Annotated in this window: 29 protein-coding genes, 1 tRNA gene, 1 pseudogene and 1 riboswitch; of the genes and pseudogenes, 19 read left to right on the forward strand and 12 right to left on the reverse strand. The window is 53.5% G+C overall.

The genetic code is table 11. The features are described from left to right. Nucleotides 1–43: 43 nt before the first annotated feature. Nucleotides 44–2,692: an AAA family ATPase gene (locus tag BCA33_RS01940; RefSeq protein ID WP_071263129.1), complete on the reverse strand. Its 2,649-nt coding sequence runs from the start codon at nt 2,690–2,692 to the stop codon at nt 44–46. Continuing rightward, complete coding sequence (locus BCA33_RS01945) at nt 2,689–3,822, reverse strand: DNA repair exonuclease (protein WP_071263130.1); 1,134 nt, start codon at nt 3,820–3,822, stop codon at nt 2,689–2,691. Before BCA33_RS01945 ends, BCA33_RS01940 begins: the two co-directional genes overlap by 4 nt. A gap of 52 nt (nt 3,823–3,874) precedes the next feature. Further along, nucleotides 3,875–3,972, forward strand: a riboswitch (TPP riboswitch). A 63-nt stretch (nt 3,973–4,035) separates the two neighbouring features. Here BCA33_RS01945 and thiB point away from each other — a divergent pair. From thiB to BCA33_RS01980, 8 genes and pseudogenes are all read left to right on the forward strand, one after another. Further along, on the forward strand, nt 4,036–5,040 hold the full coding sequence (gene thiB, locus BCA33_RS01950; RefSeq protein WP_071263131.1) for a thiamine ABC transporter substrate binding subunit: 1,005 nt from the start codon (nt 4,036–4,038) through the stop codon (nt 5,038–5,040). Nucleotides 5,041–5,058: 18 nt separating this feature from the next. Beyond that, nucleotides 5,059–6,747, forward strand: coding sequence for a thiamine/thiamine pyrophosphate ABC transporter permease (thiP, locus tag BCA33_RS01955; protein ID WP_254774112.1), 1,689 nt, complete (start codon nt 5,059–5,061; stop codon nt 6,745–6,747). A 64-nt stretch (nt 6,748–6,811) separates the two neighbouring features. Then, nucleotides 6,812–7,215 (forward strand): annotated as a pseudogene (locus tag BCA33_RS01960) (ATP-binding cassette domain-containing protein). 244 nt (nt 7,216–7,459) lie between these two features. Then, nucleotides 7,460–8,563 carry an ABC transporter permease gene (locus BCA33_RS01965; RefSeq protein WP_071263261.1) on the forward strand — a complete coding sequence of 368 codons (1,104 nt, stop codon included), beginning with the start codon at nt 7,460–7,462 and terminating at the stop codon, nt 8,561–8,563. 3 nt (nt 8,564–8,566) lie between these two features. Further along, on the forward strand, nt 8,567–9,394 hold the full coding sequence (locus BCA33_RS01970) for an ABC transporter ATP-binding protein (protein WP_071263133.1): 828 nt from the start codon (nt 8,567–8,569) through the stop codon (nt 9,392–9,394). Between the two features lie 6 nt (nt 9,395–9,400). Further along, entirely contained in the window at nt 9,401–9,727 is a 327-nt protein-coding gene (locus BCA33_RS21165) for an MlaD family protein (protein ID WP_254774113.1), read from the forward strand. Further along, nucleotides 9,673–10,338: an MlaD family protein gene (locus tag BCA33_RS01975; RefSeq protein ID WP_254774114.1), complete on the forward strand. Its 666-nt coding sequence runs from the start codon at nt 9,673–9,675 to the stop codon at nt 10,336–10,338. Before BCA33_RS21165 ends, BCA33_RS01975 begins: the two co-directional genes overlap by 55 nt. Beyond that, nucleotides 10,335–11,003 (forward strand): ABC-type transport auxiliary lipoprotein family protein, encoded by a 669-nt coding sequence (locus BCA33_RS01980; protein ID WP_083394601.1) that lies wholly within the window; start codon nt 10,335–10,337, stop codon nt 11,001–11,003. The genes BCA33_RS01975 and BCA33_RS01980 overlap by 4 nt, the downstream gene beginning before the upstream one ends. On the opposite strand, the gene pgsA is transcribed toward BCA33_RS01980, so the two are convergent. The 4 genes from pgsA to BCA33_RS02000 all read right to left on the reverse strand — a co-directional run bounded on the left by pgsA (nt 10,958) and on the right by BCA33_RS02000 (nt 14,373). After that, nucleotides 10,958–11,509 carry a CDP-diacylglycerol--glycerol-3-phosphate 3-phosphatidyltransferase gene (gene pgsA, locus BCA33_RS01985; protein WP_071263134.1) on the reverse strand — a complete coding sequence of 184 codons (552 nt, stop codon included), beginning with the start codon at nt 11,507–11,509 and terminating at the stop codon, nt 10,958–10,960. The genes BCA33_RS01980 and pgsA overlap by 46 nt on opposite strands. A gap of 4 nt (nt 11,510–11,513) precedes the next feature. Next, complete coding sequence (gene uvrC / locus BCA33_RS01990; protein WP_071263135.1) at nt 11,514–13,379, reverse strand: excinuclease ABC subunit UvrC; 1,866 nt, start codon at nt 13,377–13,379, stop codon at nt 11,514–11,516. Further along, complete coding sequence (gene uvrY / locus BCA33_RS01995; RefSeq protein ID WP_071263136.1) at nt 13,363–14,022, reverse strand: UvrY/SirA/GacA family response regulator transcription factor; 660 nt, start codon at nt 14,020–14,022, stop codon at nt 13,363–13,365. Before uvrY ends, uvrC begins: the two co-directional genes overlap by 17 nt. A 99-nt stretch (nt 14,023–14,121) precedes the next feature. After that, complete coding sequence (locus BCA33_RS02000; RefSeq protein WP_071263137.1) at nt 14,122–14,373, reverse strand: hypothetical protein; 252 nt, start codon at nt 14,371–14,373, stop codon at nt 14,122–14,124. A gap of 119 nt (nt 14,374–14,492) precedes the next feature. Between BCA33_RS02000 and BCA33_RS02005 the strand changes: the two genes are divergently transcribed. Further along, nucleotides 14,493–15,197: an AzlC family ABC transporter permease gene (locus BCA33_RS02005; RefSeq protein ID WP_071263263.1), complete on the forward strand. Its 705-nt coding sequence runs from the start codon at nt 14,493–14,495 to the stop codon at nt 15,195–15,197. Beyond that, on the forward strand, nt 15,190–15,540 hold the full coding sequence (locus BCA33_RS02010) for a branched-chain amino acid transporter permease (protein WP_071263138.1): 351 nt from the start codon (nt 15,190–15,192) through the stop codon (nt 15,538–15,540). The genes BCA33_RS02005 and BCA33_RS02010 overlap by 8 nt, the downstream gene beginning before the upstream one ends. 8 nt (nt 15,541–15,548) lie before the next feature. On the opposite strand, the gene BCA33_RS02015 is transcribed toward BCA33_RS02010, so the two are convergent. After that, entirely contained in the window at nt 15,549–15,953 is a 405-nt protein-coding gene (locus BCA33_RS02015; RefSeq protein ID WP_071263139.1) for a DUF1330 domain-containing protein, read from the reverse strand. Between the two features lie 130 nt (nt 15,954–16,083). On the opposite strand from BCA33_RS02015, the gene BCA33_RS02020 reads away from it, so the two are divergent. From BCA33_RS02020 to yghU, 6 genes are all read left to right on the forward strand, one after another. Continuing rightward, nucleotides 16,084–17,031 carry an AEC family transporter gene (locus BCA33_RS02020; RefSeq protein WP_071263265.1) on the forward strand — a complete coding sequence of 316 codons (948 nt, stop codon included), beginning with the start codon at nt 16,084–16,086 and terminating at the stop codon, nt 17,029–17,031. A 47-nt stretch (nt 17,032–17,078) separates the two neighbouring features. Continuing rightward, entirely contained in the window at nt 17,079–17,675 is a 597-nt protein-coding gene (locus BCA33_RS02025; protein WP_071263140.1) for a DUF938 domain-containing protein, read from the forward strand. Beyond that, complete coding sequence (locus tag BCA33_RS02030; protein WP_071263141.1) at nt 17,660–18,130, forward strand: N-acetyltransferase; 471 nt, start codon at nt 17,660–17,662, stop codon at nt 18,128–18,130. Before BCA33_RS02025 ends, BCA33_RS02030 begins: the two co-directional genes overlap by 16 nt. A gap of 80 nt (nt 18,131–18,210) precedes the next feature. Then, on the forward strand, nt 18,211–18,519 hold the full coding sequence (locus BCA33_RS02035; RefSeq protein WP_071263142.1) for a hypothetical protein: 309 nt from the start codon (nt 18,211–18,213) through the stop codon (nt 18,517–18,519). A gap of 191 nt (nt 18,520–18,710) precedes the next feature. Beyond that, nucleotides 18,711–19,265, forward strand: coding sequence for a carboxymuconolactone decarboxylase family protein (locus BCA33_RS02040; protein WP_071263143.1), 555 nt, complete (start codon nt 18,711–18,713; stop codon nt 19,263–19,265). A gap of 84 nt (nt 19,266–19,349) precedes the next feature. Then, nucleotides 19,350–20,225 (forward strand): glutathione-dependent disulfide-bond oxidoreductase, encoded by an 876-nt coding sequence (yghU, locus tag BCA33_RS02045; RefSeq protein WP_071263144.1) that lies wholly within the window; start codon nt 19,350–19,352, stop codon nt 20,223–20,225. A 59-nt stretch (nt 20,226–20,284) separates the two neighbouring features. Here the strand turns inward: yghU and BCA33_RS02050 are convergent, their stop codons facing one another. Beyond that, the gene (locus BCA33_RS02050) at nt 20,285–20,899 is read right to left on the reverse strand and encodes a TetR/AcrR family transcriptional regulator (RefSeq protein WP_071263145.1); all 615 of its coding nucleotides are present in this window, start codon (nt 20,897–20,899) and stop codon (nt 20,285–20,287) included. A gap of 161 nt (nt 20,900–21,060) precedes the next feature. On the opposite strand from BCA33_RS02050, the gene BCA33_RS02055 reads away from it, so the two are divergent. Next, nucleotides 21,061–21,768: a haloacid dehalogenase type II gene (locus BCA33_RS02055; protein WP_071263146.1), complete on the forward strand. Its 708-nt coding sequence runs from the start codon at nt 21,061–21,063 to the stop codon at nt 21,766–21,768. A gap of 33 nt (nt 21,769–21,801) precedes the next feature. Here BCA33_RS02055 and BCA33_RS02060 read toward each other — a convergent pair. Continuing rightward, a tRNA-Ser gene (locus BCA33_RS02060) sits at nt 21,802–21,892 on the reverse strand. 210 nt (nt 21,893–22,102) lie between these two features. Here BCA33_RS02060 and BCA33_RS02065 point away from each other — a divergent pair. Continuing rightward, nucleotides 22,103–22,633, forward strand: a complete 531-nt coding sequence (locus BCA33_RS02065) for an isochorismatase family protein (protein WP_071263147.1) — start codon at nt 22,103–22,105, stop codon at nt 22,631–22,633. 17 nt (nt 22,634–22,650) lie between these two features. Beyond that, nucleotides 22,651–23,301: a cupin domain-containing protein gene (locus tag BCA33_RS02070; RefSeq protein ID WP_071263148.1), complete on the forward strand. Its 651-nt coding sequence runs from the start codon at nt 22,651–22,653 to the stop codon at nt 23,299–23,301. Nucleotides 23,302–23,316: 15 nt separating this feature from the next. On the opposite strand, the gene BCA33_RS02075 is transcribed toward BCA33_RS02070, so the two are convergent. Genes BCA33_RS02075 through BCA33_RS02085 form a run of 3 tightly spaced genes read right to left on the reverse strand, consistent with a single transcriptional unit; the run spans nt 23,317 to nt 26,303 of the window. Further along, nucleotides 23,317–24,504, reverse strand: a complete 1,188-nt coding sequence (locus BCA33_RS02075) for an MFS transporter (protein WP_071263149.1) — start codon at nt 24,502–24,504, stop codon at nt 23,317–23,319. Nucleotides 24,505–24,507: 3 nt separating this feature from the next. After that, nucleotides 24,508–25,335: a protein-glutamate O-methyltransferase CheR gene (locus BCA33_RS02080; RefSeq protein ID WP_071263150.1), complete on the reverse strand. Its 828-nt coding sequence runs from the start codon at nt 25,333–25,335 to the stop codon at nt 24,508–24,510. A gap of 38 nt (nt 25,336–25,373) precedes the next feature. Next, entirely contained in the window at nt 25,374–26,303 is a 930-nt protein-coding gene (locus BCA33_RS02085; protein WP_071263151.1) for a chemotaxis protein CheV, read from the reverse strand. Between the last annotated feature and the right edge of the window lie 21 nt (nt 26,304–26,324).

Genomic DNA, 26,324 nt, shown 5'->3' on the forward strand with positions numbered 1-26,324 from the left:
CTTTTTTTAAGTTTATGTTTTACCGGGAGTTTGTGATTGAATTTTAACCAGAAGCACTCTGGAGCTTTAGTGCCTCAAGATCCCGAGGCTCCACCCCCAGATCCTGCCATTTTTCAGGGTGACAGGTAAACAGCAGTATCTGGTGCCGGGTTGCAGCGTCGAACAGGATACGCTTCATGCCATCCAGGCGCTCAGCATCACTGTGCACCAAGGTATCATCCAGAATGACCAAGGTTGGGCGGCCGGCTTCTTGCAACAAGTCGGCGTACGCCAAGCGGCTGATCAGGCCCATTTGTTCTCGGGCGCCATAACTTAATTCGGCCATCTGCCCCAACTCAGCTCCCCGGCTGAACTTTCCAGGCATCAGGTTTTCATCCACTTCCAGGCTGGCTTCCGGGAACAGCACGGATAAGTAATGATCCAGGTGCTTTTGCAGCGGAGCCTGCAGCCGGCGTGTAAGCGCTTGGCGTTTTTCTTTCAGTAGATTTAGCAGCAAATCGAGCGCTTTTGCTCGCCTATCCAATTCAAGATATCTGCGGTTGACGTGCTCCAGTTCAGCCGCTTGTTCGTTGTGCTGCTCTTCAAGCCCTTCGGCACCCCAAGCTTCCAATCTTGCCCGAATCTCACTCAACTCCAGGGCTCGATTTTGTTGCGCTTTTTCTTGATGTTCAGCGGCAGCCCGGTAGCGTTCAACATCCTGCTTCAGCAGCTCTGGGCGAGCCTCAAGAATTCTCGCTTCTCGCTCTTTCAGGGCAGTCTCAAGTTCTGCCTGTTGCTTTTCAGTGGTCGCAATATCCCGAGCAAGCTCTTCCATTTTCTGCTGTCGCTCGGGGCTGCTCAACTCCTCTTGTATTCGCAGCCACTCGCGGTGGGCCGCATCGCTGGCATAGCGAGCTTTCAAGCACAGGGTTTCCTGTTGGCGCTGGCGGGATTCTACATCCGCCAGCTTTTTTTCCGCCTGTTTCAGCTCAGTTTCCACAACACTTAAGGGTTTACCTTCTCCATCAATCGTCGAAACGGCTGGCAAGGCTTCCAGCTCAGCGATGCGAGCACGCAGCTCGGATTCCATATCAGCTCTCGCTGAATGTAATTGCTCCACTCCGCTGGGGGCCAGGGATCTAAGAAGCTCGTCAAAACGCTTTATCTGTGCCTCTGCATCTTGCAGCCTACCCAGCTTTTGCTCTGCTGCCTCTACCGATTCAACAGCTAGCGCGGCTAGCTGCTGTGATACGGATTGGCCCACCCGCTCAAACTGGCGGCGGAGGCTGGCAAGATCATCACCGCCGGGCTGAATGCCCAGAGTACCCAGGCCAGAAATCTCAAGAACGCCAGGCTCCAGAAGGAGTTTTTCGTTTTGCCCTTCAATGGCCTGCCCATCCAGAGCCAGGCTTTTGCCTGGGTTCAGGTTCCAGGTAACGCGAGTGGCCACGGTCTGAATACGTATATTGGCATCATCCAGTTCCCGCTGATCCTGCTTAAGCTGGCCCAGCGCACCGGCATCTATTTGGTTTTGTTGTTTCTGTTTTCGGGCACTGTTTAGGGATACCTGAATACCTTGGGCTTTTTCCTGGCTTTGCTCCAGCTTTGCCAGCTCAGTGTCCAGCCTCGCGCTCTCCTTTTGCAACCGTTCTCGCTTATCTCTTAGATGCGCCTGCTGTACTACACCGGTAGACAGCTGATATTCCTTACGAGCAGCTTCAACCGCCGCTGCCAGTTCAGGGCTGGCAAGCTCCTCCCGCTCAAGTTGTTTTTTAGCGCTTAGATAACTTTGGTGGCGTTGCTCCAACTGTTCACTTTGGTTTCGCCAATGAGTTTGGTTTTGCAACAATAACGTGAGGTTTTGCTGTAACTGTTTCAGGGCGTCATGGCCGCGACTTTGCTGTTCCTGCAGCGCTTCAACCTCTCGATATTTGGTTTCTGCACGCTGCATGCTGGCCCGGGCTTCTTCCCAGGGACGCTCCTGGCCGGCCTTGTTGTGTTCTAGTGCCAACGAGCCCAACCGGTCAACCTGTGCCTGGTACTGCTCAACCCTGGCCTGCAGATCGTGCACCTGCTGCTGCAGAGTCTCTTGGCTATTGGCCAGGGCTAAATAGTCACCCCGTGGCTTTCCGGTGGCGGTCAGCAATTCTTTCCTCTGCTGCTCCACCGCTTGAACAATTTTGTCCCCACCGGTGCTTGCCACCTCACCCACCAGATTGTTCAAGGCAGATTTCAGATGGCCACCTGCGTGTAAAACGGCCTTTTCGATATCCTGGCCTGTGCCCTGCTCTACCCAGAGCAAACCCGGAATACCCCAATGCTCTTCTTTGCTGGCGCCTTTCTTGGGGAATTGATAGCCCAGTAATTCAGCAAGTTTTTCTTCGGCTTCTTCACCACTGAACGCGGTGCTGTCGATTAACAAATCACAACGGTGCCGCTTGAGGAAGCGCTTATCCAATTGCCATTGCTGGCCGCTGTGCTCGAACGAGAGTTCAACCGTGGGCGCGGCTGAGGAGTCACCCCAAGGGGCCAGGTCTTCAGCCGATTTTGATCGGTAGCGCTCAAAAAATGCGGCTCGAATGGCACGAACCAGGGTGCTTTTACCAGATTCATTGGGGCCGTGGATCAGGTTGATGCCGGGCTGCAGGTTGCCCAGCTCTATGCCGCCCCTGAACTGACGAAACTGCTCTACCCGTATACGTTGAAGTTTCACGGAGCCACCTCCGTGTCTTGCTGTGTCAGCAAGCCCGCAAGAATGGCCAGTGCATCCCGCGCCACCTCTGTATCACCACCGCTGCCCGCGGTTTGTTGTGCTTCTCGAAGTTCCTGAACCACCTCCCCGAGATAGCCATCTGCATGTAGGGCGACAATGTCATCCTCAGTGGGTTCCAGCTGCAAGCCGGTTCGATCACAGGTGACGCTGCGGTATTTTGCTTCTGCTATGGAGAGCGCCTCAGTCAGTTTTTGGGCGCCCGCCAGTGTAAGCGTGCCGCTGAGCTTCAGATCCAGAACCGTGGCTTCGGGTAGCTGGCTTATTCGGTACAGCAATTCATCCAGGTCTGAAGGCACGGACAGGCTTTCGCGCCACTGGTGCCATTGATAGCGAGCCGTTTCGTGAAGGGTAACCATGGGGGTGGCACCCGGCTCTTCGATATCAACAATCAATACGTATCCGGCATCGTTATTACGAAACCGCTCAGGCTCTGGCGTGCCGCTGTACCAGGTGCGTTCGTTGATTTGCTTAACCCCGTGCCAGTCACCCAGGGCCAGGTAATCCAGTTTGGCAGTATCTGTTCTGTCGGGAGCAATAGGGTTGGTAGAATCAATTTCCTCAGGCAGCAAACCCTGAACACTGCCGTGAGCTAACCCTATACGCAGGTACTCTGGCGGGGTCTCCATGTCGCCCAGCGGCTGGGTCAGGTCGCCGTATGTATGTCGCTGGGTCAGGGGCGCAGACAGCACTGAGATGCCCTGCTCCGGCAGCTGCGTAACGCCAGATTCGAGCGCGAGATACACGTTCTCGGGAACCGCCCCAAGGCGTTTTGCCCGGGACCAAACGCTCTCCGCAAGCGCGGCGTCGTGGTTGCCAGGCAGCATGACCCAAGGCCCTTTAAAACCACCGGTGGCATTAAATACCCGCCGTATGGTGCGATCGGAAACCGTTTGGGCATCAAACACATCGCCTGCGACCAGAATGGCATCACACTGATGCTCTACAGCCAACGCAGCCAGTCGCTCAATGGCTTCATAGCGTGCTTCCACCAATGCTGCGCCATCTTCGGCCGCAAACCGGCTGTAGGTTCGGCCCATCTGCCAGTCTGCTGTATGTAAAAATTTTGGCACCTGCCTTCTCCTTGCCTCTTCCCATTGCCAACCGCCAGCATGGTACACTTTATTCAACTCAACGGGGTGCCAGGCAAATGCCAGGCTGAGACCATACCCGCGGAACCTGATCCGGATTATGCCGGCGAAGGGATTGAGCACTCACCGGCTTCGGTGGGTTCCGCGACAGGCCTTTTATGGGCACCCCTCATCTGTTGCGGAGGTTACACCATCATGCTCATTCGGGCGCTCACACTGCTCTTGCTCGCCTTGGCCTCCATGCCTGCAAACGCTCAGAAGGTATCCACGCTCACAATCTACACTCACCCCTCATTCGCTGCTGAGTGGGGCCCTGGGCCCGCCGTGAAAGAAGCCTTCGAACAAACCTGTAATTGCCAGATCAACTATGTGGTTTTGGATAGCAGCGGTGACATCCTTCAGCGCCTGCGACTTGAAGGTAAAAGCAGCCAGGCCGATGTGGTACTGGGGCTAGATACTGGCATTATGGAAACCACCCGGCAAACGGGCTTGCTAGCCAATCATGGAACAGACCTGTCGCGCTTGAACTTGCCCGTAAAATGGCAAGATAAGGTTTTTGTGCCTTACGACTGGGGCTACTTTGCGTTTGTGTACGATACCGAGCAGCTACCCAATCCGCCGGAAAGCCTGGAAGCTCTTATTGCCGCCCCTGATGATCTAAAGATCATTATTCAGGATCCCAGAACCAGCACGCCGGGCTTAGGGTTGCTTTTGTGGATGCGCCACGTATACGGCGATCAGGCTGGGGAAAAGTGGCAGCAACTTAAAGGCAAGATTCTCACCACCACCAAAAGCTGGAGCGATGGCTACTTCTCGCTGTTCATGAATGGTGAGGCACCCATGATTCTCTCCTATAGCACCTCGCCTGCTTACCACATGGCAGTGGATAAAACCGATCGCTACCAAGCGGCTAAATTCAAAGAAGGTCACTACCTGCAAGTGGAGGTTGCGGCCTTGGTGGAATCTTCCAAGCAAAAGGATCTGGGCCGGGCGTTTCTCGATTTCATGCTCAGTGTCGATTTTCAACGCCATATTCCCCTGAAAAACGTCATGTACCCTGCGACGGATCTGGGAGACGAATTGCCAAAAGTATTCGACAAGCTGATTCAGCCGACAAAAGCACTTTATTTTGACCCGAAAGCCGTAACCGACAAACGGCGCGATTGGCTGAATGAGTGGCTCGATGCCATGACGCGTTAAACCAGGAACATGCCCTCTGTGAGTACACCCATCCGCCACTCCGCCGCGCCGTTCAGCCAACCTGGCTGGCGGCTGTGGCCTGGGCTGGCCATAGCCAGTGCATTAATAGTGCTTGCAATGGCCGGGCTGGGTGCATTGGTTTGGGAGACATCTCTACCGGATATGAGCCAACTCTGGCGCAGCCGCTACCTGCGCACCGTGGTTATCTTTACTGCTTGGCAAGCATTTTTATCCGTGGCCCTCAGCCTGCTTGTCGCCTTGCCTGTGGCCAGAATTTTAGCCCGGCAACCGGCCTTTCCCGGCCGTGCTGTTTTGCTCCGTTTGATGGAGCTGAGCTTGGTACTGCCTTCTATTGTCGCGGTATCTGGCCTGGTAAGCGTATATGGTCGACAAGGCTGGTTTACGGGCTTTGCCAACGACTGGCTGGGCGCATCTTGGAACCTCTATGGCATTAATGGCATTGTTCTGGCACACGTGTTTTTTAACGCGCCCTTGGCTGCTCGCATTCTGCTGCAAGGTATTGAAGGTGCACCGGCATCCCAGCGCCGCGTTGCTGCACAATTGGGGCTTGGCCGATGGTGGTACTGGCGCGCTGTAGAGTGGCCGGCGATAAAGCCGGTTTTGCCGGGCCTGGCGGCTCTTGTATTCACTCTGTGTTTTACCAGTTTTGCCATCGTTATGACCTTAGGTGGTGGGCCGGCAGCCACAACCATTGAGGTTGCCATCTATCAGTCCTTACGCTTTGAATTTGATGCCGGCCAAGCTGCACTTCTTGCCATGGTTCAGCTGTTTATTTGCGGGTTTCTTTGGTGGTTGGCAGCTCGCCGTGGGCTCACCGCGTCGCTCCTCCCCGATAGGCGGGTTGCCGCACACCGAAGCAAAGCAGGCAGCTCGGTGTGGGCCCGAATATGCGATGGCGCAGCTCTCGGGCTGTTTGTGCTGTTTCTGTTAATGCCGCTTATAGCCATTTTTCTTAGGGGGCTTCCGGGCATGGGCGCTGCGTTCTTCCCGCAAGGCAGCTTCTCGGGGAACCCCGCTTTACTCGATGCGACCTTAAGAAGCCTTGCCATAGCTTTGCCTGCCGGGTTGATGTCGGTGAGCGCGGCACTGCTTATTCTGGCGTCGGGATCGGTTGGAGCAAAGTCAGCGCTAACACGACTTACCAGTGTGGCGGCCTACCTGCCCTTGATGGTGCCGCCACTGGTATTGGGCACGGGTTTGTTTTTACTGTTCCGCCCCAGCCTTGGCAGCTCCAACCAAGGGCTGATACTGGTCACACTCATCAATGCCATGATGGCGCTACCCTTTGTGCTACAGATGCTCAGAGGGCCCATGGGCAGTTTGGACTTAGGCAGCCGCCAGCAGGCCGACCAGCTCGGCGTGTTGGGTTGGTATCGCTGGCGCTGGCTACATTGGCCCCGGCTGCGTCGGCCGCTAGCACTGGCAATGGCGTATGGCACTGGTTTATCACTGGGAGACTTCGGAGTCATCGCCCTGTTCGGAAGCCCAGGCCACCCCACTCTACCCGTCTTGCTGTATCAGCAACTCGGCAGCTACCGAATTGATGCTGCTGCTGCAACCGGGTTGTGGCTGATTCTCATTCTGCTGGCGCTGTTCAGCCTGTTTAATCGGCTGGGAACGCCCGCACGCAAGCCCGGCTGGACAACCAATTCACCACGCACAGTCACGGAGCCAGAACATGCTTGAAGTTAAAAACCTGGTTTTCGCCTATCCGGGCCAGAAAGCTCCGTGGAACTTCAATTTTACCGTAATGCCCGGACAATGCATCGCCATCCATGGTGCCAGCGGATCTGGAAAATCCACACTCATGAACCTGCTGGCAGGCTTTCTTGAGCCCAATCCGGCGATATTCTGTGGCAGGATAAAAGCATCCGGAATCATGCGCCTTGGCAAAGGCCAATGACCAGCGTGTTTCAGGAGCACAACCTGTTCGAACATTTGAGCGTTGAAGCAAATATTGGCTTGGGCATTCACCCGGGGCTGAAGCTCACGCAGGAGAACCAACACGCCATTGAGCTGGGCCTACAAAGCGTGGGCCTTAGCAGCTTTGGCTCACGACTGCCCGGCGACCTTTCTGGCGGCCAACGGCAACGTGTTGCGTTATTGCGTGCGATTCTTCGCCAGCAACCCGTGCTGTTACTGGATGAGCACTAACCGGGCTGGACAGTGATGCACGGGATCTTTTAAGACAGCTGCTGCTGGAACAAAAATCCCAGGGCACGCTCATTGTACTCGCCAGCCACGACCAGGAAGACCGCCAGGTACTGGCAGATAGCGTCTGTAGTCTCTAAGCTAGTACGCTAACCAACCAACTTTTGGATTTCTGACACCCGTGCCCAATAGTGCCAGTTCCCCAGACCATCAAAACTCACCCCAGGGCCGGCACCAATCCGGAACCCTGGAGTATAAAAACGACACTCTGACTGTCCGTGGTGACTGGGCCCTAGCCAACTACCAAACACTCAAACAGAAGGTTGATGACTATTCTGGCGAGCAGTGGAGCGTCGAAAATGTTGACCTTAAAGGCTTAGGGCGTATCGATACAGCAGGCGCCTCCCTTCTGGTTGCACTGCTAGGGCCCGAAACCCTTAGCGCGCTGGCAAAACATGATGGCACCCTGCCGCAAGAGCAAAGCGCACTCTTACAAGCTGTGGCTGACGCTATGCAAGAGAAGCCGCCACCAGAGCCTGAAGGCCTCGCGCCCATCACGCAGTTCCTAACGGAAACCGGCAAAACCGTGGAGGCGATCTGGCACCTGGTGTATTTGTTGGCAGGGTTTGTTGGGCAAATTCTCGCAACACTTTTTGTGGTTTTGCCCAGGCCAAGCAGATGGCGTGTTACGCCGTTTGTAGCAGCCGTTCAGAACACTGGGCTCAACGCCCTCCCTATCGTGGCTTTGCTCACATTTCTGGTGGGTGCAGTTGTGGCGTTTCTTGGAGCCACGGTATTGAAAGACTTTGGGGCCACCATTTACACCGTAAATCTCGTGGCTTTCTCGTTTTTGCGCGAATTTGGGGTTTTGCTCGCAGCCATTTTGCTTGCCGGGCGTACAGCCAGCGCCTTTACGGCACAAATTGGTGCCATGAAGGTAAACGAAGAGCTAGACGCCATTCGCACGCTGGGGCTGGACCCAGTTGAGCTTCTGGTGATTCCAAGAGTGCTGGCGATGATGATAAGCCTGCCCATTCTTACCTTCGTGGGAATACTCTCAGGCTTGGTTGGCGGCGGCATGGTGTGTGCTATCGCCCTGGACATTTCTCCGGCGCAGTTCATGGCGATTATGGGACGGGACATTGAGCTTAAGCATTTCCTCGTTGGTATGTCGAAAGCCCCAATCTTTGCCTTTCTGATTGCAGCCATTGGCTGTCTGGAAGGATTTAAGGTAGGAGGAAGCGCGCAATCGGTAGGCGTTCATACAACATCCAGCGTGGTCCAGTCCATCTTCATGGTCATTCTTCTGGATGCGGTTGCTGCACTCTTTTTTATGGAAATGGGCTGGTAAGCCATGACGAACTCAAACACTCAAAAACCGGACAACCAGCCAACGCCCGTCATTGAAGTTCGGGGCCTTGATAACCGATTTGGCAGTCATATTGTTCACAAACATCTTGACCTCAATCTTTTCAAAGGAGAAATACTAGGGGTGGTTGGCGGCTCTGGAACGGGCAAGTCAGTCTTACTCAGAAGCATTGTTGGCCTGCATAGACCAACCGCTGGCAGCATTCGGGTGTTTGGGAAAGATCTCGATGGACTAAACGCTGAAGATCGCTCAGAAACCGAACAAAGGTTTGGCGTTCTGTTTCAGCGTGGCGCCCTGTTCACCTCGTTGAACCTTGTGCAGAACATTGCGCTGCCATTAATTGAGCACTGCAGGCTGTCCCGCTCCGATGCAGAGGGACTGGCTCGCATGAAGCTTGCGCTGACAGGCCTACCAAGCGATTCCGCCCTCAAATATCCGTCGGAACTCTCCGGTGGCATGGTCAAGCGCGCTGCATTGGCCCGATCCCTGGCGATGGATCCTGAAATTCTTTTTTTGGACGAACCTACCGCCGGCCTTGACCCAATTGGCGCTGCGGCGTTTGACAAGCTTATCGTTACCCTGCGGGACGCATTGGGGCTAACAGTGTTTTTGGTTACCCACGATTTAGACACGCTGTATACCACCTGCGATAGAGTAGCCGTGCTGTCTCAGAAAAAGGTACTGGTTGCCGACCGAATTGAAACGGTCGCAACAACAGACGACTCATGGATTCAGGATTATTTTCAGGGCCCCCGTGGGCGGGCTGCAAGTTACGCATTTCAGGCTCAAGAACCGAGCCGGCCGCAGGAGTAAGAAACTATGGAACCAAAAGCGCATCACGTAATCATCGGGTTGTTTACGCTGATTGCAGTGGCAGCAGCGCTGATGTTCGCGCTGTGGCTGGCAAAATCATCCGCGGATCGTGAGTGGGCCTACTATGAAATCGTTTTTGATCACGCGGTAAGCGGCTTGGCCAAGGGTAACCCGGTTCTCTATACAGGCGTTGAAGTAGGCGATGTACTAGGGCTACAACTAGATCAGACGAGCCTGGCCAAGTTCGGGTTCTGGTGCGGGTTGAGCAGAGCGTTCCCGTGCGTGAAAACACCCGTGCCGGGCTGGTGCTGGCTAATATTACCGGCAGCATGAGCGTTCAGTTCAGCGGTGGCAGCAAAGACAGCCCTATATTGGAAGGCACCAGAGATGACCCGGCGCGCATTACCGCCGAACCATCGGCGTTTAACAGCCTCCTGACGAACGGTGAGGCACTGTTGACCAAAGCAGAAATGCTGCTCACCAATGCGAACAAGTTGTTTTCACAAAAAAATACCGAAAACATGACAGTGATTTTGCAAAATGCCAGAGAAGCAAGCGACTCTCTCCTTGGCAGCCGTGATCAATTGATAGCGTTACTTGAACGCATGGACGATGCTGGAAAGCGGGCCGCTGAAGCGGCAGTCAAAGTGTCCACCGTCTCGAAAAACGCCAATGCTTTATTACAAAATGAAGGAAAATCGGTGCTAACCAGTATGAGCGCTGCCATGAACACGGTTCAGCAAACCGCAGCACGCATTGATAATTTAACCCGAAATAATGAAGGCGCCCTGGATTCGGGGCTCCAGGGTATGGGGGAATTAGCCCCCGCTTTGAGAGAACTGCGCAGCACTCTGAGAAACCTTAACCAGTTCACCCGCCGCCTGGAAGAAGATCCCACGGGCACCATCTGGGGTGGCCCCAGCATTAAGGAGGTCTCCCAGTGAGCAAGACCGCTATAAACAATTTCAGGGCTGCGGGTACCGCGCTGTTCATTTCTGGCATCATGACAGCTTGCACGGTTTTCCCTACCCCGGAAGCACCAAGAGTAATGGATTTTCCAGTGCCTCAGGGGCTGCAAACAAGTGCAGCCAGTCAACCCCAAAGCCTTCGCGTTGATACACCGTTTGCCTCCGAGCCCTTTAACAGCACAAGAATTTTAGCCAAGCCAGTGCCATGGGAGTTCAGGGTTTATGGAGGTGCGCGGTGGAGGGATACAACCCCAGTAATCCTGCGCGATATGCTGGTAGGCGCATTCAGGGCAACAGCAAGCTTCCATGACGTCACCACAGATACAGGCCCCGGGAATACCGACTTGAGTCTGGCTACTGAGATTACGGCCTTCCATACAATCAGCCAAGGCGACAGCACGCGGGTAACCATAGCCATTTATGGGCAGTTGATCGACAACCGCTCACGGGAAGCCCTTTGCGCTGATAGCTTCATCGTGTCTACGCCGGCAAGAGATCAGACCATCGATTCGATTGTGCAGGCCTTCGGCGGTGCTGGGGAAAGACTTGCGAAAGAAGTTATCAGCTGGGCAACTGCTTGTGAGGCACCGCCGGATCAATCTTTTTCGGGGAACAAATCCGGCCAGGCAGCCTTAATGTAGAGCCCCATGGACCAAAGAGTTAAGGCGGCCGCGATATACAACAAACCCATAGCGACCGCTGAAAGAAATTGGCCGGGAGGAAACGCCAACAGCCCCACAATGGATGCCATCTGTGCCGTGGTCTTGATCTTGCCGATGTAGGATACGGCAACGCTTGCGCGGCTGCCGATTTCTGCCATCCATTCGCGCAATGCGGATATCACAATCTCCCGGCCAATGATGACCGTTGCCGGTATCGTAAGCAGAATTGCGGAATACTCCTGAATCAACAACGCCAACGCCACTGCCACCATCAATTTATCGGCGACTGGGTCGAGAAAAGCACCAAATGGCGTGCTCTGATCCAGCTTTCGCGCGAGATAGCCATCTAGCCAGTCCGTCGCAGCAGCTATGGCGAAAATCGCCGCACTCACCATATAACTCCACTGCATAGGGAGATAAAAAACCACCACAAAGACCGGAATCATGATGATACGGGAGAGTGTGAGCAGGTTGGGTAAATTCATACTGTTATGACTCATCGTGCAGTGCTGCGTATATGTTTTCAGCCAGTGATTTGCTGATGCCCTGAACCTTGGTCATTTCATCAACACTGGCTTTGCGTAATTCTTGTATGCCACCAAAATACCGGATCAACTCCCGACGACGTTTGGGGCCGACCCCCTCAATGCCTTCCAGGGTCGATTGGCGACGCTTCTTGTCGCGTCCTGCTCTGTGGCCGGTAATGGCGAACCGGTGGGATTCATCCCTTATGTGCTGAATCAGGTGCAGTGCTGGGGAATCGGCAGGCGCACGAAACACGTCGCCGGTCATGGCATCAATCAACTGCTCCATGCCTGCTCGCCGGGTTACACCCTTCGCCACACCAATAAGGGGAATATCAGAAACCCCAAGCTCATCAAACACTTCTCGCGCAATGCTCAACTGCCCCTTACCACCATCTATGAACACAAGATCCGGGCGTTTACCTTCGCCCGCCACCATACGGCGGTATCGGCGCGTTAACACCTGGCGCATGGCGCCATAATCGTCTCCGGCCTTTACACCTTCTATGTTATACAGCCGGTAATCACTTTTCAGTGGCCCATTCTCATCGAAAACGACACAGGATGCGACGGTATTTTCACCATGGCTATGACTAATATCAAAGCACTCCATCCGTGACGGCGTTTCCGCAAGCTCCAACATGTCGCGCAGCGCCAATAACCGCCGATAGACGGTCTCTTTGCTGGCGAGGTGGGTAAGCAAGGTTTGCCGAGCGTTGGTCATGGCCAGTTCCAGCCAGCGCCGGCGCTCTCCCCGAACATTTCCACGAATGCGCGTCTCTCGACCTGCCGTTTCAGAAAGCGCTTGAGCAAGCAAGGCCTGCCCTTCAACATCTACCGGCACCAACACATCTTGAGGAATCTCTCGGCGGGCATTGCTGCCAAAATAGTACTGACCAAGAAAGGCGCTGAGCAGCTCATCCTCTGACTGCTCCAGGGAATAACGAGGAAAGTAGTCTTTGGTTCCTAAAACCCTGCCTCCGCGCACGACAATGACCACAATGCACACAACACCGGCATCCTGGGCAATGGCAACCACATCGGCATCACCGCCCTCACCATCCACCGATTGCTGTTCTTGCACGTGGCGCAGATGATTAATTTGATCGCGGTATGCCGCAGCTTTTTCAAACTCAAGGTTTTTAGCGGCCTCTTCCATGGCATCCATCAAATTGCGAATGATGACCGGGTTTTTGCCCTCCAGGAAGAGGCTTGCGTGGCGGATATCCTGTTGGTAGTCCTCAGGAGAAATATACCCCACACAAGGCGCAGTGCAGCGATTAATCTGGTACTGCAAACAAGGGCGAGTACGATTACTGAAATAACTTTCACTACAAGATCTTATGCGGAAAACTTTCTGTAATACATTAAGACTTTCCTTCACCGCTCCCGAGCTCGGAAACGGGCCGTACCAGGTGCCTCCTCCCTTTTTTGTCCGGCCACGCCGGTAGGTCAGCGAAGGGTAGTCTTTGTGAGAGGAAACGTAGATATAAGGGTAGGATTTATCATCCCGGAGCAGGATATTGTAGGGCGGGCGCAGAGACTTGATCAGATTCTGCTCAAGCAGAAGCGCTTCCGTCTCGCTGCCGGTAATGGTTACTTCAATGGAGACAATCTTTGCGACCAAGGCTTCCGTTTTCGGAGCCAGTCCGGTCTTGCGGAAGTAGCTGCTAACCCGTTTTTTGAGGTTGCCTGCCTTTCCTACATACAGCACGGAGCCGCCGTCATCATACATTCGATAGACGCCGGGCCGCTCGGTCAGCCGTTTCAGGAAGTTTTTACTATCGAACTCCCCGCTACTTTCATTCGTAGAGTCAGACCTTGTGGGCATCAAGTAACCCGAAGCGCACTGCCATCAAAGCCAACTCAACATCGCTGGAAATTTCCAGCTTTTCAAAGATCCGATAACGATAGCTGTTTACTGTTTTTGGGCTAAGGCAGAGCTTATCCGAAATGTTCTGCACCTTTTGGCAGTCCACCACCATCATGGCTATCTGCATCTCGCGCTCTGACAGGCGATCAAACAGCGATAACTCGCCCTCATCGTCCTTGTCGCCGCCAAGCTGCTTCAGTGCCATTTTCTGGGCAATTTCAGGGCTAATATAGCGCTGCCCTGAGTGAGCCATACGAATGGCACGGACCATTTCCCGGATATCTGCACCTTTGGTGATATATGCAGTAGCTCCGCTTTGCATAACCCGAGCAGGGTACGGATCGTCGGCGCACGCAGTTACAACGATCACACGGATCGTGTCGTCTATTCTCAGAATTCGTCGCGTAGCCTCCAGACCACCAATACCTGGCATCCGGATATCCATCAACACGATATCCGGGCGGGCTTTCCGCACAAACTCTATAGCGTCTTCACCAGACGGAGACTGACCAATAACATCAATATCTGGATCATCCGCGAGCATCCGGGTTATCCCGGAACGAACCAGCTCATGGTCATCTACAACCAATACCCTGATCAAAATCCACCTCGCAAACCGCTTTCAGAAACCAGCGCGATTGTACCGTTTACTAACGCCTCCGGGTAGGTGCAAACCGAAATACCCTGAGAGGTTAACCGATCACTTCGGCACACCAAGCCCCGCCGTGTTCTCCACCGGATCAAACCAAACAACCAGATCACCCCGTTTAATGGCTGCCAATATGCCGCTCAGCTCAGCGAGAGGGTTTTCGGTATCATTGAGCCCGTGGTAGCGGGTGCAGTACTCCTCTGCCAGGCCATTCAGTTGGTCTTCCGACAACAGTTCCTTGTCTACAACGAACTTTTCCTCTCGGGGGTCGGGTTGTGGCTGATGCGCGGCTTCGTCGTTCATACAATCTCCCATGAATAACACCATCTTAAGGATTATGTACACCAAGGAGAACCCTTGCTCACTTTCAAAACGTGAAACGATTCTCTATTATCCTTCGTTTCAAGAAAGTTTGGATGCTAATGAACTCGTTGGTTTTTCGCCTCACACTTCCGATTCTGTTCGGGTACCTCCCCCTGGGCATGGCGTTTGGGGTCCTGTTCACCACCCAGCTGGATTATGCATGGTGGGCTGCACCGCTGATGGGCGTGGTCATTTATGCCGGCGCGGGCCAGATTCTGGCAGTTAGTCTCCTCGCAGCAAGCGCCGGCTTGCTGGAAGTGTTCATTGCCATGTTCGTGCTCAACGCACGCCATCTTTTCTACGGCTTGTCATTGCTCGGGCAGTTCCGGGGCGCGGGCTGGCGCAAGCTTTACCTGATTTTTGGGCTGACCGATGAGACTTACTCGTTACTTACAAGCCGCCCCCGCTCACAGGACCCAACTCATGAGCTTGATGTGGATGTGCGAATCACGGCATTCAACCAGGTTTATTGGGTTATCGGCTGTATTTTAGGCGCACTACTGGGCCGCAATGTGGCATTCGACAGCACAGGTATTGAGTTTGCGCTTGTAGCCTTGTTTATCGTATTGACCATTGAACAACTCAAAGCTTTGGGAGATGCCTTCCCGGTATGGGCAGGCGCTGCTGCTGCAGGTATCGCCATGTTGTTACTGCCACCGGCTCATCAGCTGATCGGCGCCATTGCTATCGTTACTGCTGTGCTTTTGCTGCAATACCGAAACTTGCGAGCTAGAATTAATGCGGAGAGCAAGAGCCATGTCTGACACCAGCTACCTGGCCGCATTCATCGCAGTGGCTGCGCTCGCGACCTTTGCAACCAGAATTATTCCGTTCCTGTTTTTTGAACGTCATACAGAACACCCTCTCATCAAACACTTGGGGCGTTATCTGCCAGCAGCAGTTATGGCGTTACTGGCCACGGTGTTTTTGCAGCGTTCGGGGGATTGGTCAGCGGCAGTGCCTGGGCTTGATGCCATTTTGGCGGGCGCGCTTGTGATAGCTGTCCATCTTTGGCGGCGCAATGCCCTGATCTCTATTGCGGCAGGCACAGCAACTTACATGCTTATACGCCAAACCGGCGTACTGGAGCTAGGGCTTGTTGGCTGACACGGCTCTCAGCTCTGGGCTTCGAGGTTGGCGACCAGCCTTGAGTCACTCAGGGCAGCCGTGCGGTGTTTCACCACACCTTTGTACTCAGAGCTTTCAATCATTGCCAAAAATGCGCCAATTGACGGATAGCGCACAAGCAACACTTGATCCCAGGATTCATCGGGCGGCGCTATCAGTGAGCCAACACTTCGGCCAGACCATATAACTTCGGCACCTACGGCGCTGACACTGGCAGCAGCTTCGCGCATGTATACCTGATAAGCTTCACGCCCACTCAGCTCCCGGGATTCATCGACATAGCTTGCCTTGTCGCGGAACCTCAGCAAGTTGAGCATCACCACCGGCTGGTCTTTTGGAGTGTCGGCCAAAACCTGCTTTAGCTGTTCCGGTGTAGGATTTACGGCGTTCATGCTGGCCTCTTATTTAGATGAGTTGCGCCTTACTATAGCTTACCGTTCGCGGCTTACGGCAACTGATTTCATTACCTTTCAGTCAGATCTATTATATAAACTTTACCCATCAACTCACTGGCCACTCCGCATGAATTTATTCAGCCTTTTCCAACAAACACTGGAAACCACACTCCCGGTTTTTGCCATGGTATTTATCGGTCTTGGGCTGCGTAAAATTGACTGGATTGATGAGAGGTTCGTTCATACGGCTTCCGCGCTTGTTTTCAAAGCGACACTGCCAACCCTCGTGTTTTTCAGCATCATAAAGGCCGATCTCAGCACATCTCTAAACCCACGCCTGCTCGCCTTTTATCTGCTTGCGACCCTGGCCAGCTTTGCTTTGGCGTGGTTGTGGGCCCGCTGGCGCGTAGCCCGCGAAGATCGCAGCGTGTATGTTCAGGGAGCCTTCCGGGGTAACTGCGGCATTGTAGGGTTGGCATTGGCTGCAAATTTGTATGGTGATTTTGGGCTTTCAGCGGGCAGTATTCTGCTGGGCCTGGTTATTATTTCTTACAATGCCCTTTCGGTGATTGTGCTTGCAGCCTACCAGCCAGGCCGATCCGCGCAGTGGCGCCGCATCCTTCAGGACATCCTGCGCAACCCTCTTATATTGTCTGTGTTTGCGGCCATCCCTGTGGCCTGGCTAAACCTGCAGTTACCAGAGTGGGTAATGACCAGCGGTGATTACTTTGCATCTCTTACACTTCCGCTGGCGCTGCTATGCATTGGCGCAACGGTTTCGCTCAACGCCCTGCGCAGTGACAGCTCCACCGCAGTCAGTTCCTCGCTGCTCAAAATGGTGATGTTGCCCGCACTTTGCACAGGCGCAGCCTGGGTGGTGGGCTTTTCCGGTGCCGAGCTTGGCTTGCTGTTCCTGTTTTTCGCAAGCCCAACCGCCGCCGCCAGTTTTGTAATGGCAAAAGCCTTCGGTGGCAACGACCGGCTTGCGGCAAATATCATTGCAATAACCACACTGATGGCGAGTATCACCGTAACCTTGGGGGTATTTGTCCTGAAAGGCGCTGGCCTGATATAAACGGGCTTCAATTCCGAACGTTCAATATCAAACTAGGGGCACTTACGGTGGAAAGAAAACCCTTTTCTCAAGCCTGCGAGAACAACAAACAAGTTATTCTCGAAAAACTCTCTGTGGTGTTCGATGGCCCCGGTGTCATCCTGGAGATCGGAACGGGCACCGGGCAACACGCGATTCATTTCGCGAGCAACCTGCCACACCTCACGTGGCAGCCAAGTGACCATCCAAGCAACCAGGATTTGTGTAAGCCCTGGCTGAACGAGGCGGGCCTGCAAAATATAAACACCCCCCTGGTCCTGGATGTCAGTGCCCGTGACTGGCATTTACCACCGATTAACGGCGTGTTTTCTGCAAACACTGCACACATCATGTCGTGGCCAGAAGTTAAAGCCATGCTCCGGGGCGCGGCTGCCCATCTTCCAAAAGGCGGCGCCTTTTGCTTGTACGGGCCATTCAATTACGACGGAAAGTTCACAAGCTCCAGCAACCAGCAGTTTGATGCCTCTCTGAGGCAACGAAACCCGGCAATGGGGATTCGGGATATGGACGATCTGAAGCAAATAAGCAGCGAAAGCGGGTTGGCTCTGGAGTCGGATTTCGAGATGCCAGCGAACAATCGCCTGCTTGTATGGAGGCGCAGCTGAACCGTGTTCATCCGATGAATTATTCTCTTAGACACGTGCAGTCACACGAAATTGAATGGCTGTACGATTTGAACAAAGCATCCTTCCATGAGTCGGTGGTTTTGCAGTTCGGTAAGTGGGATGACAATTTCCAGCGTGGAATGTTTTTTTCGAAATGGGAACAACCCCGCCCTGCCTTTATCATAGAGGTAGGAGTGGAACGGGTAGGCGTTGTGATTATTGAACAGCGCCAGGATTGCGACTGGTTACATGAAATCCAACTTTGCCCAAGCAGCCAAGGGCGAGGCCTGGGAACAATTCTTCTTCGTAAATTGATGGCTGAAGCTCGTTCACGCAACGTGCCGCTTCGATTGCAGGTTCTGCATGCGAATCAAGACGCTAAGCGATTGTATGATCGGCTGGGGTTTCTGAAAATCCAAACACTTGAAAACCACCATGTAATGGAAGTTTGCTAATATCACACTTAAGAAGTCCTTGAACGATCACTCAAAATAGATTCAAATACACCTGATTTGTTCTATTTGGAGACTTGAACATGGGTCGCGTCATAAATCGTAGCTTGTTAAACACCCGCCGCCTAAGTGCCAACCTGGTCACCTATCCCGAAGGTCATCGTGTCATGCGTCACAATGATCCCGTGGGCGGTGGAAGCTATTACAAGCTTAATTTTGTGTTGGTCAAGCCCGCAGAAGGCGGAGTTTTTGAGACGGACCGCGTTATTTTCTCCCTGCTTAATCGCGTCATCCTTTTCCGACCAGACCTATATGACCACAGCGTCTCAGCTATCCAGCGCGGCAAACGTGTACTGCTCAGCATTGCGCTGCACGCGCCGTGGGGCGACTAGGCAGTCGCACTCTAAAATTGAGTGATTGTTCAGACATATGTTGAGCGATCGCTCAAAATAAGTTACAGTCACTTCGTTGAACACGCTTAAGGCACTGTTACGCTCAATTTTGAGCGATCACTCAACCTTAAACGAAAACACTTGGATGTGGTTTTTACTATCCCACTCCCCCCTTTACAAGGAGTCATCCCATGACTGATTTTACCCTTCACGACAAGCAAAGCGCTCCAGAAGAAAGCAAAGGCCTTCTCGACAATTCGGTTAAGGCGTTCGGAATGATCCCTGGCTTGCACGCGGTTATGGCCGAAGCACCCGGACTACTTGAAGGCTATCAGCGACTTCACCAGCTGTTTCTCGACAGCAGCTTCAATGACGAAGAAGTCACCGTTGTATGGCAGTCCATCAACGTGGAGCATGCATGCCACTACTGTGTGCCTGCTCATACAGGCATCGCCAAAAGCATGAACGTAGATGATGCGATCACCGATGCCCTACGTAACGAAACGCCTTTGCCAACAGATAAGTTGGAAGCGTTGCGCGATTTCACGTTAGCCATCGTCCGGGGCCGGGGTAACGTCGACGACGACACCGTAGCCGCATTTTTGGAGGCGGGATTCACCAAACGCCACGTTCTTGAAGTCGTACTTGCAACTGCCCAGAAGGTTATGAGCAACTACACCAATCACCTCGCCGACACGCCGGTAGACAAACCGTTCCAGAAGTTTGAGTGGCACAAGGCCGATTGATCCCCAAAACAAGCCGGAGGCGGCCATTAGCGGCCACTCCGGCTTGTCAGGGTTTTATCTATTTTTCGAAAGAGGGCTTGCATCATGTCGGACAAAAATCAATATGAACCGCCACGCATCTGGACTTGGGACGCCGAAAATGGAGGTGAATGGGCTCAGATTAACCGCCCCATCGCCGGTCCTACGCATGAGGCGACGCTTCCCCGTGGAAAGCACCCTTTACAGATCTATTCGCTGGGCACACCTAACGGCCAAAAAGTCACCATCATGGCCGAAGAGCTTCTAGCCATCGGTGAAACAGGGGCCGAATACGACGCTCACTTGATCCGGATTGGCGAAGGCGACCAATTTTCATCAGGCTTTGTCGAGATAAATCCAAATTCGAAAATCCCAGCGCTGTTTGATACGGATACGGGCAGCCGGGTTTTTGAAAGCGGCGCGATTCTTTTTTATCTGGCTGAGAAATTCGGGCATTTCCTTCCAAAAGGCACGGCGGCACGCACTGAAGTATTGAACTGGCTTTTCTGGCTGCAAGGCTCTGCGCCCTATCTGGGCGGTGGGTTTGGTCACTTCTACGCGTATGCGCCCGAGAAATTCGAATACCCGATCAACCGCTTCACCATGGAAGTGAAACGCCAGCTGGATGTACTGGATCGGGAGTTAGCCGAGCACCGCTACCTTGGCGGAGATGAGTACTCCATTGCCGACATAGCGACATGGCCGTGGTATGGCAATCTGGTGCTGGGAGAGGCCTACGGTGCGGGTGAATTCCTACAGGTCGAAAGTTACAAGAACTTGCGCCGTTGGGCGCATGAAATTCTTGAGCGCCCTGCCGTCCAACGTGGTCGCAAGGTAAATCGCACTTGGGGTGAACCTTCGGAGCAATTACACGAGCGCCATGACGCCTCGGATTTTGAGTTAAATACTCAGGACAAGGTCTCGCCTGAAGCCACCGGCTAACTCATCGATTTTGTCGCCGCCCTGCTCTCGCCCCCAAGGCACCGAGAGCAGGCGGAATCTCAGAGTGCTTCCGCCACAGAGTTGAGGCGCAATGCTTCTACCGACAGTGCCATATCTTCAGCAAGAGCATGAACGGCCGCGCTATCAATGTCACGCTGGGCAAAAGCACGCAGCCCCATGACCTCTGCCTGCAGCCGCCGGCCAAGCCGAACTGGATCAAGCCCGCTGTCCAACTCTCCGATTTCCCGAGCCGCAACGAATCGGGCAATGAAGTACTCCTCCATACCCGCCAGCAAGTCTTCCGCCTTGCGCCTTGCAACTTGCTCACGCTGACCAAGCTCCAGCAAACTTTTGACCAGCATGCAGGCACGGCTTGGCAGATCCTGATCGCGAAGCCCGCCGAGCTGGCGTAGATAAGCAGATAGCCCAGCAAGGGGCGAATCGCAGGCATTCAATGTGCGCTCAAGCTCGGCGAGCGCCAAGCGGGCGTAGCGCTCAAGAGACTCCTGAAAAAGCCCGTCCTTGCTGCCAAAGGTTGCGTAAATACTACCCGGCCGCATGTCGAGAGCTTTTTCCAGATCCTTCAGCGAGGTGGCATGAAAGCCTTTTTGCCAGAACACGTTCAGGGCTCGTTCCAGAGAGTCTTGTCGGTTGTGGATTGCTGCGCGCGCCATAAGTTATTTCCGGATTTTCAAGCCGCCACGATACCACGTGGGAGCAAATCTGAATGATTGCTCAATTTTATATTGAGTGATCATTCACGTCCAGTTACAGTTAAGGTCCAATCACCATTTTGACCGACTCCTGCACCCGTTACGGCCAAAGAGGACGCATCATGCCACATAGTCAATCACCGTCGATTATCGTATTTGACGTTAATGAAACACTTCTCGATATAACGACTCTTGAACCCTTGTTTACTCGGGTTTTCGGCGACACGCGGGTTCTGAGAGAATGGTTTGCCCAGTTGGTTCTCTATTCTCAGACAATGACTCTGTCTGGCCTATATACGCCCTTTGGTGAACTTGGAGTGGGAACACTGCAGATGATCGCCGATATCCATCAAGTTACCCTTGCGGATGCCGACATTGTGGAGCTAAAGAAACGGATGAGTAACATGCCCGCCCATCCAGACGCGGAACCCGCCCTCACCCGGTTGCGCGACGCAGGGTTCCGGTTAGTGACACTGACCAACTCCGCCAGTGGTGCTTCGCCTACTCCCTTGGAAAAAGCAGGGTTAAGTCACTTTTTCGAGCGTACTTTCAGCGTCGAGACCGTTGGTAAATTCAAGCCTGCTCCCGAAACCTATCGCCTGGTGGCACAGGAGTTGGAAGTCGAAACATTCGACCTGTGCCTCGTCGCTTGTCACCTTTGGGATACCATAGGCGCCCAAGCCGCCGGCTGTCGCGGTGCGTTTCTCACCCGCCCCGGCAACGCCCCGCTGCAGGCCCCTGGTGTACCACTTCCAGATCTTGTCGCATCTGAACTGAACGTTCTCGCCGATCAGATTATCCTGGGACAAAGCTCGTCTTTCAGGCAATAAAAAAACCCCAGCATTTCTGCTGGGGTTTCGTATTGGCGGAGAGAGAGGGATTCGAACCCTCGAAACGCTATTAACGTTTACACACTTTCCAGGCGTGCGCCTTCAGCCACTCGGCCACCTCTCCAATAACCTGTTTCAAATCAGCCATATCGTCGCTCATTTGAGGGCGCAAACTTTAATGGTTTTGGCGGCGCTTAGCAACTCTCTTGCGATAAATCCCGGCAAAATTTCCCGCCAGAGCCAATAATAGTTTGTATGGTGCTCGCCGCTTTTGTTACGAGTACCATGGTATTTCTAATCTGCTCAGTGTGTTAACCAAGCTTGGAGGCTGGCAATGCTCATGAATTCGGAACAATCGACCCTGTTACTGATAGACGTTCAAGAAAGGCTGATGCCAGCAATTACTCACGGCCAGGAGGTCGTCAGCCAATGCGTCACCCTTGCTACTATAGCTGGGCTTTTGGATATACCCGTTCTGGCTACCGAGCAGTTGCCAGAGAAACTGGGGCCAAATGTGGAAGCCGTAAAAGAGCTCTGCAATCAAACGTTCCCAAAATATCATTTCGACGCCTGCCCTGACGGGTTGGTTGAACGCCTCCCGGAAGGCCGACAACACGTAGTTATTGCCGGCTGCGAAACCCATGTGTGCATGATGCAGACAGCGCTCAGCCTGATTGATGCGGGTTACAAAGTCTGGGTAGTTGCAGACGCAACGGGATCACGCAATGAATTCGACCGCGATGTTGCCCTTGATAGGCTAAGTGTGAGCGGCGCTCGTATCGTCACTGTAGAAATGGTGGCTTTTGAGTGGATGCGTCACTGTAAGCACCCTGCTTTTCGAGACGTTCAGATGTTGATCAAATAGCCGCAAAGAGGTTCGCAATGCTTAACATGGAATTTGACCGTAAGGTTGTTGTCCGCACCAGTGAACAAGAGTGGGCTCCCAGCCCAGCAGGCGGCGTTGTCAGAAAACCACTGGCCAGGGAAGAGGCAGAGCGGGGCCACGCCACCAGTGTTGTTCGCTATGAACCGGGGGCTTCATTCAGCCGGCACGAACATCCTCTTGGCGAGGAGATACTGGTTCTTGAAGGTGTGTTTTCGGATGAGAACGGCGATTACCCTGCTGGCACCTACATACGCAACCCGCCAGGAAGCGGTCATGCACCGTTCAGCACGCCAGGCTGCACGCTGCTGGTTAAACTGCACCAATTCAACGAGCGAGATCTGAGCACCGTGCGGATTGATACTACAAACACCGATTGGTTACCCGGTATCGGTGGTCTTGAGGTCATGCCGCTGCATGAATTTGAGCACGAGCATGTAGCACTTGTGAAATGGCCAGCCAATGAGAAGTTTCAGCCGCACAGACACTTCGGTGGCGAGGAAATATTCGTTCTTTCGGGTGAGTTTTGTGATGAGCACGGGCGCTATTCCGAAGGCACTTGGGTAAGAAGCCCTCATATGAGCCAACACCACCCGTTTGTGGAGAAAGAAACCATCATCTGGGTAAAAACGGGCCATCTACCATTTTGAACCCGGCCATTATCTTCACGCAGCCCCTCTGGCTTCTGCGTCTCCACGAGTTAGCCATAGCACCATCAGCACTCCATGAATAACCAGAAAAGGCACAACAATCGTTACAAGCGCAGCCCAGCCCAACCAGGAGAGAATAACCCCTGCGGACAGAGCAGCTGATGCCTGGAACCCAAACACGAAAATGTCATTAAGGCCCTGAACCCTGAAACGCTCGGCGTCGGTGTAACCGCGAGGCAGCAAGGTAGTGCCTCCCACAAACAGAAAGTTCCAGCCTACGCCCAGTAACAACAAAGCTAGCAGATAATGATGAAAGCTAACGCCACTGGCAGCCAGCACAACACAGCCCAGATAAGCCAACAGCCCGGCAGCCATCATTAGCGGTATGCCGATAACCCTTGTTAGCCAACCGCTAATAAGCGATGGAAGGTACATAGCCATGATGTGTAGCTGAATAACACGCTTAGCATCATCCAGATCGTGCCCGGCCATTTCCGTCATGCTGAGGGGGGTGGCAGTCATCACAAAACTCATTACCGCGTAGCCAATAGCAGCGGCGCTGATGGCGGCCCAGATCAATGGGTTGGCAAGAATTTCCCGCAATGGCCTGCCGCCACCTGCATGAACCTCCCTCACCCTCTCTGCTTTTGCACGGTAACCTAGGCCAAGTATCACAAGGGCTGCGATTTGAACACCGGCAAGGCCGAGCCAGCTTGTGAAGAATGGGAAGGCAGCCTCTGTCCCACTGCCAAGCATGGCAATCTCAGGCCCTAGCCATGCAGCAAACAGGCCGCCGAGCAACACTCGTGCGGCGGCAGAGCCGGCCATATTATCAGACACCGACTCCATGGCGGCAAAGCGGTATTGATGAACCACCGCCAAACCGGTGCCACCCACAACAGCGGCCAGACAAAGCAACGGAAAATAACCAAGCCAGGAAGCCCAAGCCCCCAGGCACCCTGCAAGCGTACCCATGCAGGCACCAAGCAGCATCACCCGTTTGCGGCCAAGCCTTTCCATTAACCAGGTAGCAGGTTTTATGGCAAGCACGGTGCCCAAAACAACCAGCCCCACCGGAAGAGTGGCGTACTCGGGGGCTGGTGCAAGCAGCCGCCCTTGAATGCTCCCGATAAACACTATAAACGGCGCCGTGCACATGGCCAACGCCTGTGCCGCTGCCAGCACCCAAACATTAAACGGCATTGGTTATTTTTTCCTGTAAATAATCCCAGGGTGGCACTGGACCATCTCGTATAGATCCGGCAGGCCGTTGAGTGACTCCGAGGCGCCGAGTATCAGGTAGCCGCCTGGGTTAAGTGTGGCGTGAATACGGGTCAATATGTCTTTTTTGAGGTCTGCAGAAAAATAGATCAACACGTTACGACACATCACTATGTCAAATTTGCCGAACATGTATCGCTCGAGCAAATTGAGCTCCCTGAACTCCACCATGCTCTTTATCTGAGGCCGGATTTGCCAACCCCCGTTGGCGGAGGGAGTAAAGAACAGCTTCTGTCGCTCGGGAGACAGCCCCCTCCCAATCGCTATCATTTCGTATTCACCGCGGCGGGCCACCTCAAGTACGCTTTTTGAGATGTCGGTTGCCGTCACTTTTACATCACGCAGTTTGCCAGGCTTCTGGCGCCGGAACTCGTCGACAATCATGCCAACGGAATACGGTTCCTGGCCAGTGGAACAAGCTGCAGACCAAACACGCAAAGGGGCAGTGGACGCGCGTGAAGCAAACTCGGGAAGCAGTTTTTCCTGTAAAATCCGGAACGGGTGATTGTCGCGAAACCAAAGCGTTTCGTTGGTGGTCATCGCATCGATCACCACCTCTTTCAGGTTACCCCGCCCTGGCCTTTTCAGGCGATCGAGCAATGCCCCTAAAGAGTTAAAATCGTTCTCTTCCAAAATTCGCCGCAATCGGCTTTTCACCAGATACTGCTTGTTATCGCCCAGCAAAATGCCACACGCATCCTGCAGGAACGATTTGAAGGCTTCATATTCCTGTGGGGTAATTTCCGCTTTCATTGGATCCCAGTTCTAGATAAATAACCGAACGAATAAAATCATTTCTGATCAATAATTTCCATGATTCGCTCAGCAAGTTCATCGGGGCTGAATTTGGCCATAAAATCATCCGCTCCGACTTTCTTAACCATGGCCTTGTTGAACACACCGCTAAGCGAGGTATGAAGCATAACAAACAGGCCCGCGAGTGCAGGATCACTTTTAATTCGGGTAACCAGTGTATACCCATCCATTTCAGGCATTTCCACATCAGAGATAATCAGGGAAAGGTGATCCGTTGCTTTTGAACCATCTGCCGTAATTCCCTTAAGATATTCAAGCGCTTGCTTACCGTCATTACGGGATACCACCTCCATACCGATAGCGACCAAGCAGCGCTCAATTTGACGGCGCGCAACCGAGGAGTCGTCTACGACGAGAACCGGCAAGTGCCCCGGCACCCGCTCCGCGCTTTTGCTCAAAATTGCCTCGGTAACATCTTCCCGAAGCGGAGAAACCTCCGAAAGAACCTTCTCTACATCTATGATTTCAGCGAGCTTATCATCAATTTTCGTAACGGCAGTAAGGTAAATATCCTTACCGGTTCCTTTCGGTGGCGGCAGAATATCTTCCCAGTTCATGTTCAGGATTCGGTCTACACCGGTTACCAAAAACCCTTGGGTTTTTCGGTTGTATTCGGTAATGATCACGAAGCTATTGGGCAACTCTTCCTGAGGAATGCCTGGCAGGCCAATAGCCATACCCAGATCAATAACCGGAATGGTTTCGCCACGAGTGTGGGCCACACCTCGAACCACCGGACGGCTATTGGGAATAGACGACAGCTTGGGACACTGAAGAACCTCTTTAACTTTGAACACGTTGATGCCGTATATCTGACGACCGCGCAAACGAAACAGAAGGAGCTCTAGGCGGTTCTGCCCGACCAGCTGCGTGCGCTGGTTTACACTATCCAATACCCCTGCCATAGCAGTCTCTCCTGGCATACC

Origin of the sequence: Marinobacter sp. AC-23 (assembly GCF_001858325.1) — a bacterium.
GTDB lineage: Bacteria > Pseudomonadota > Gammaproteobacteria > Pseudomonadales > Oleiphilaceae > Marinobacter.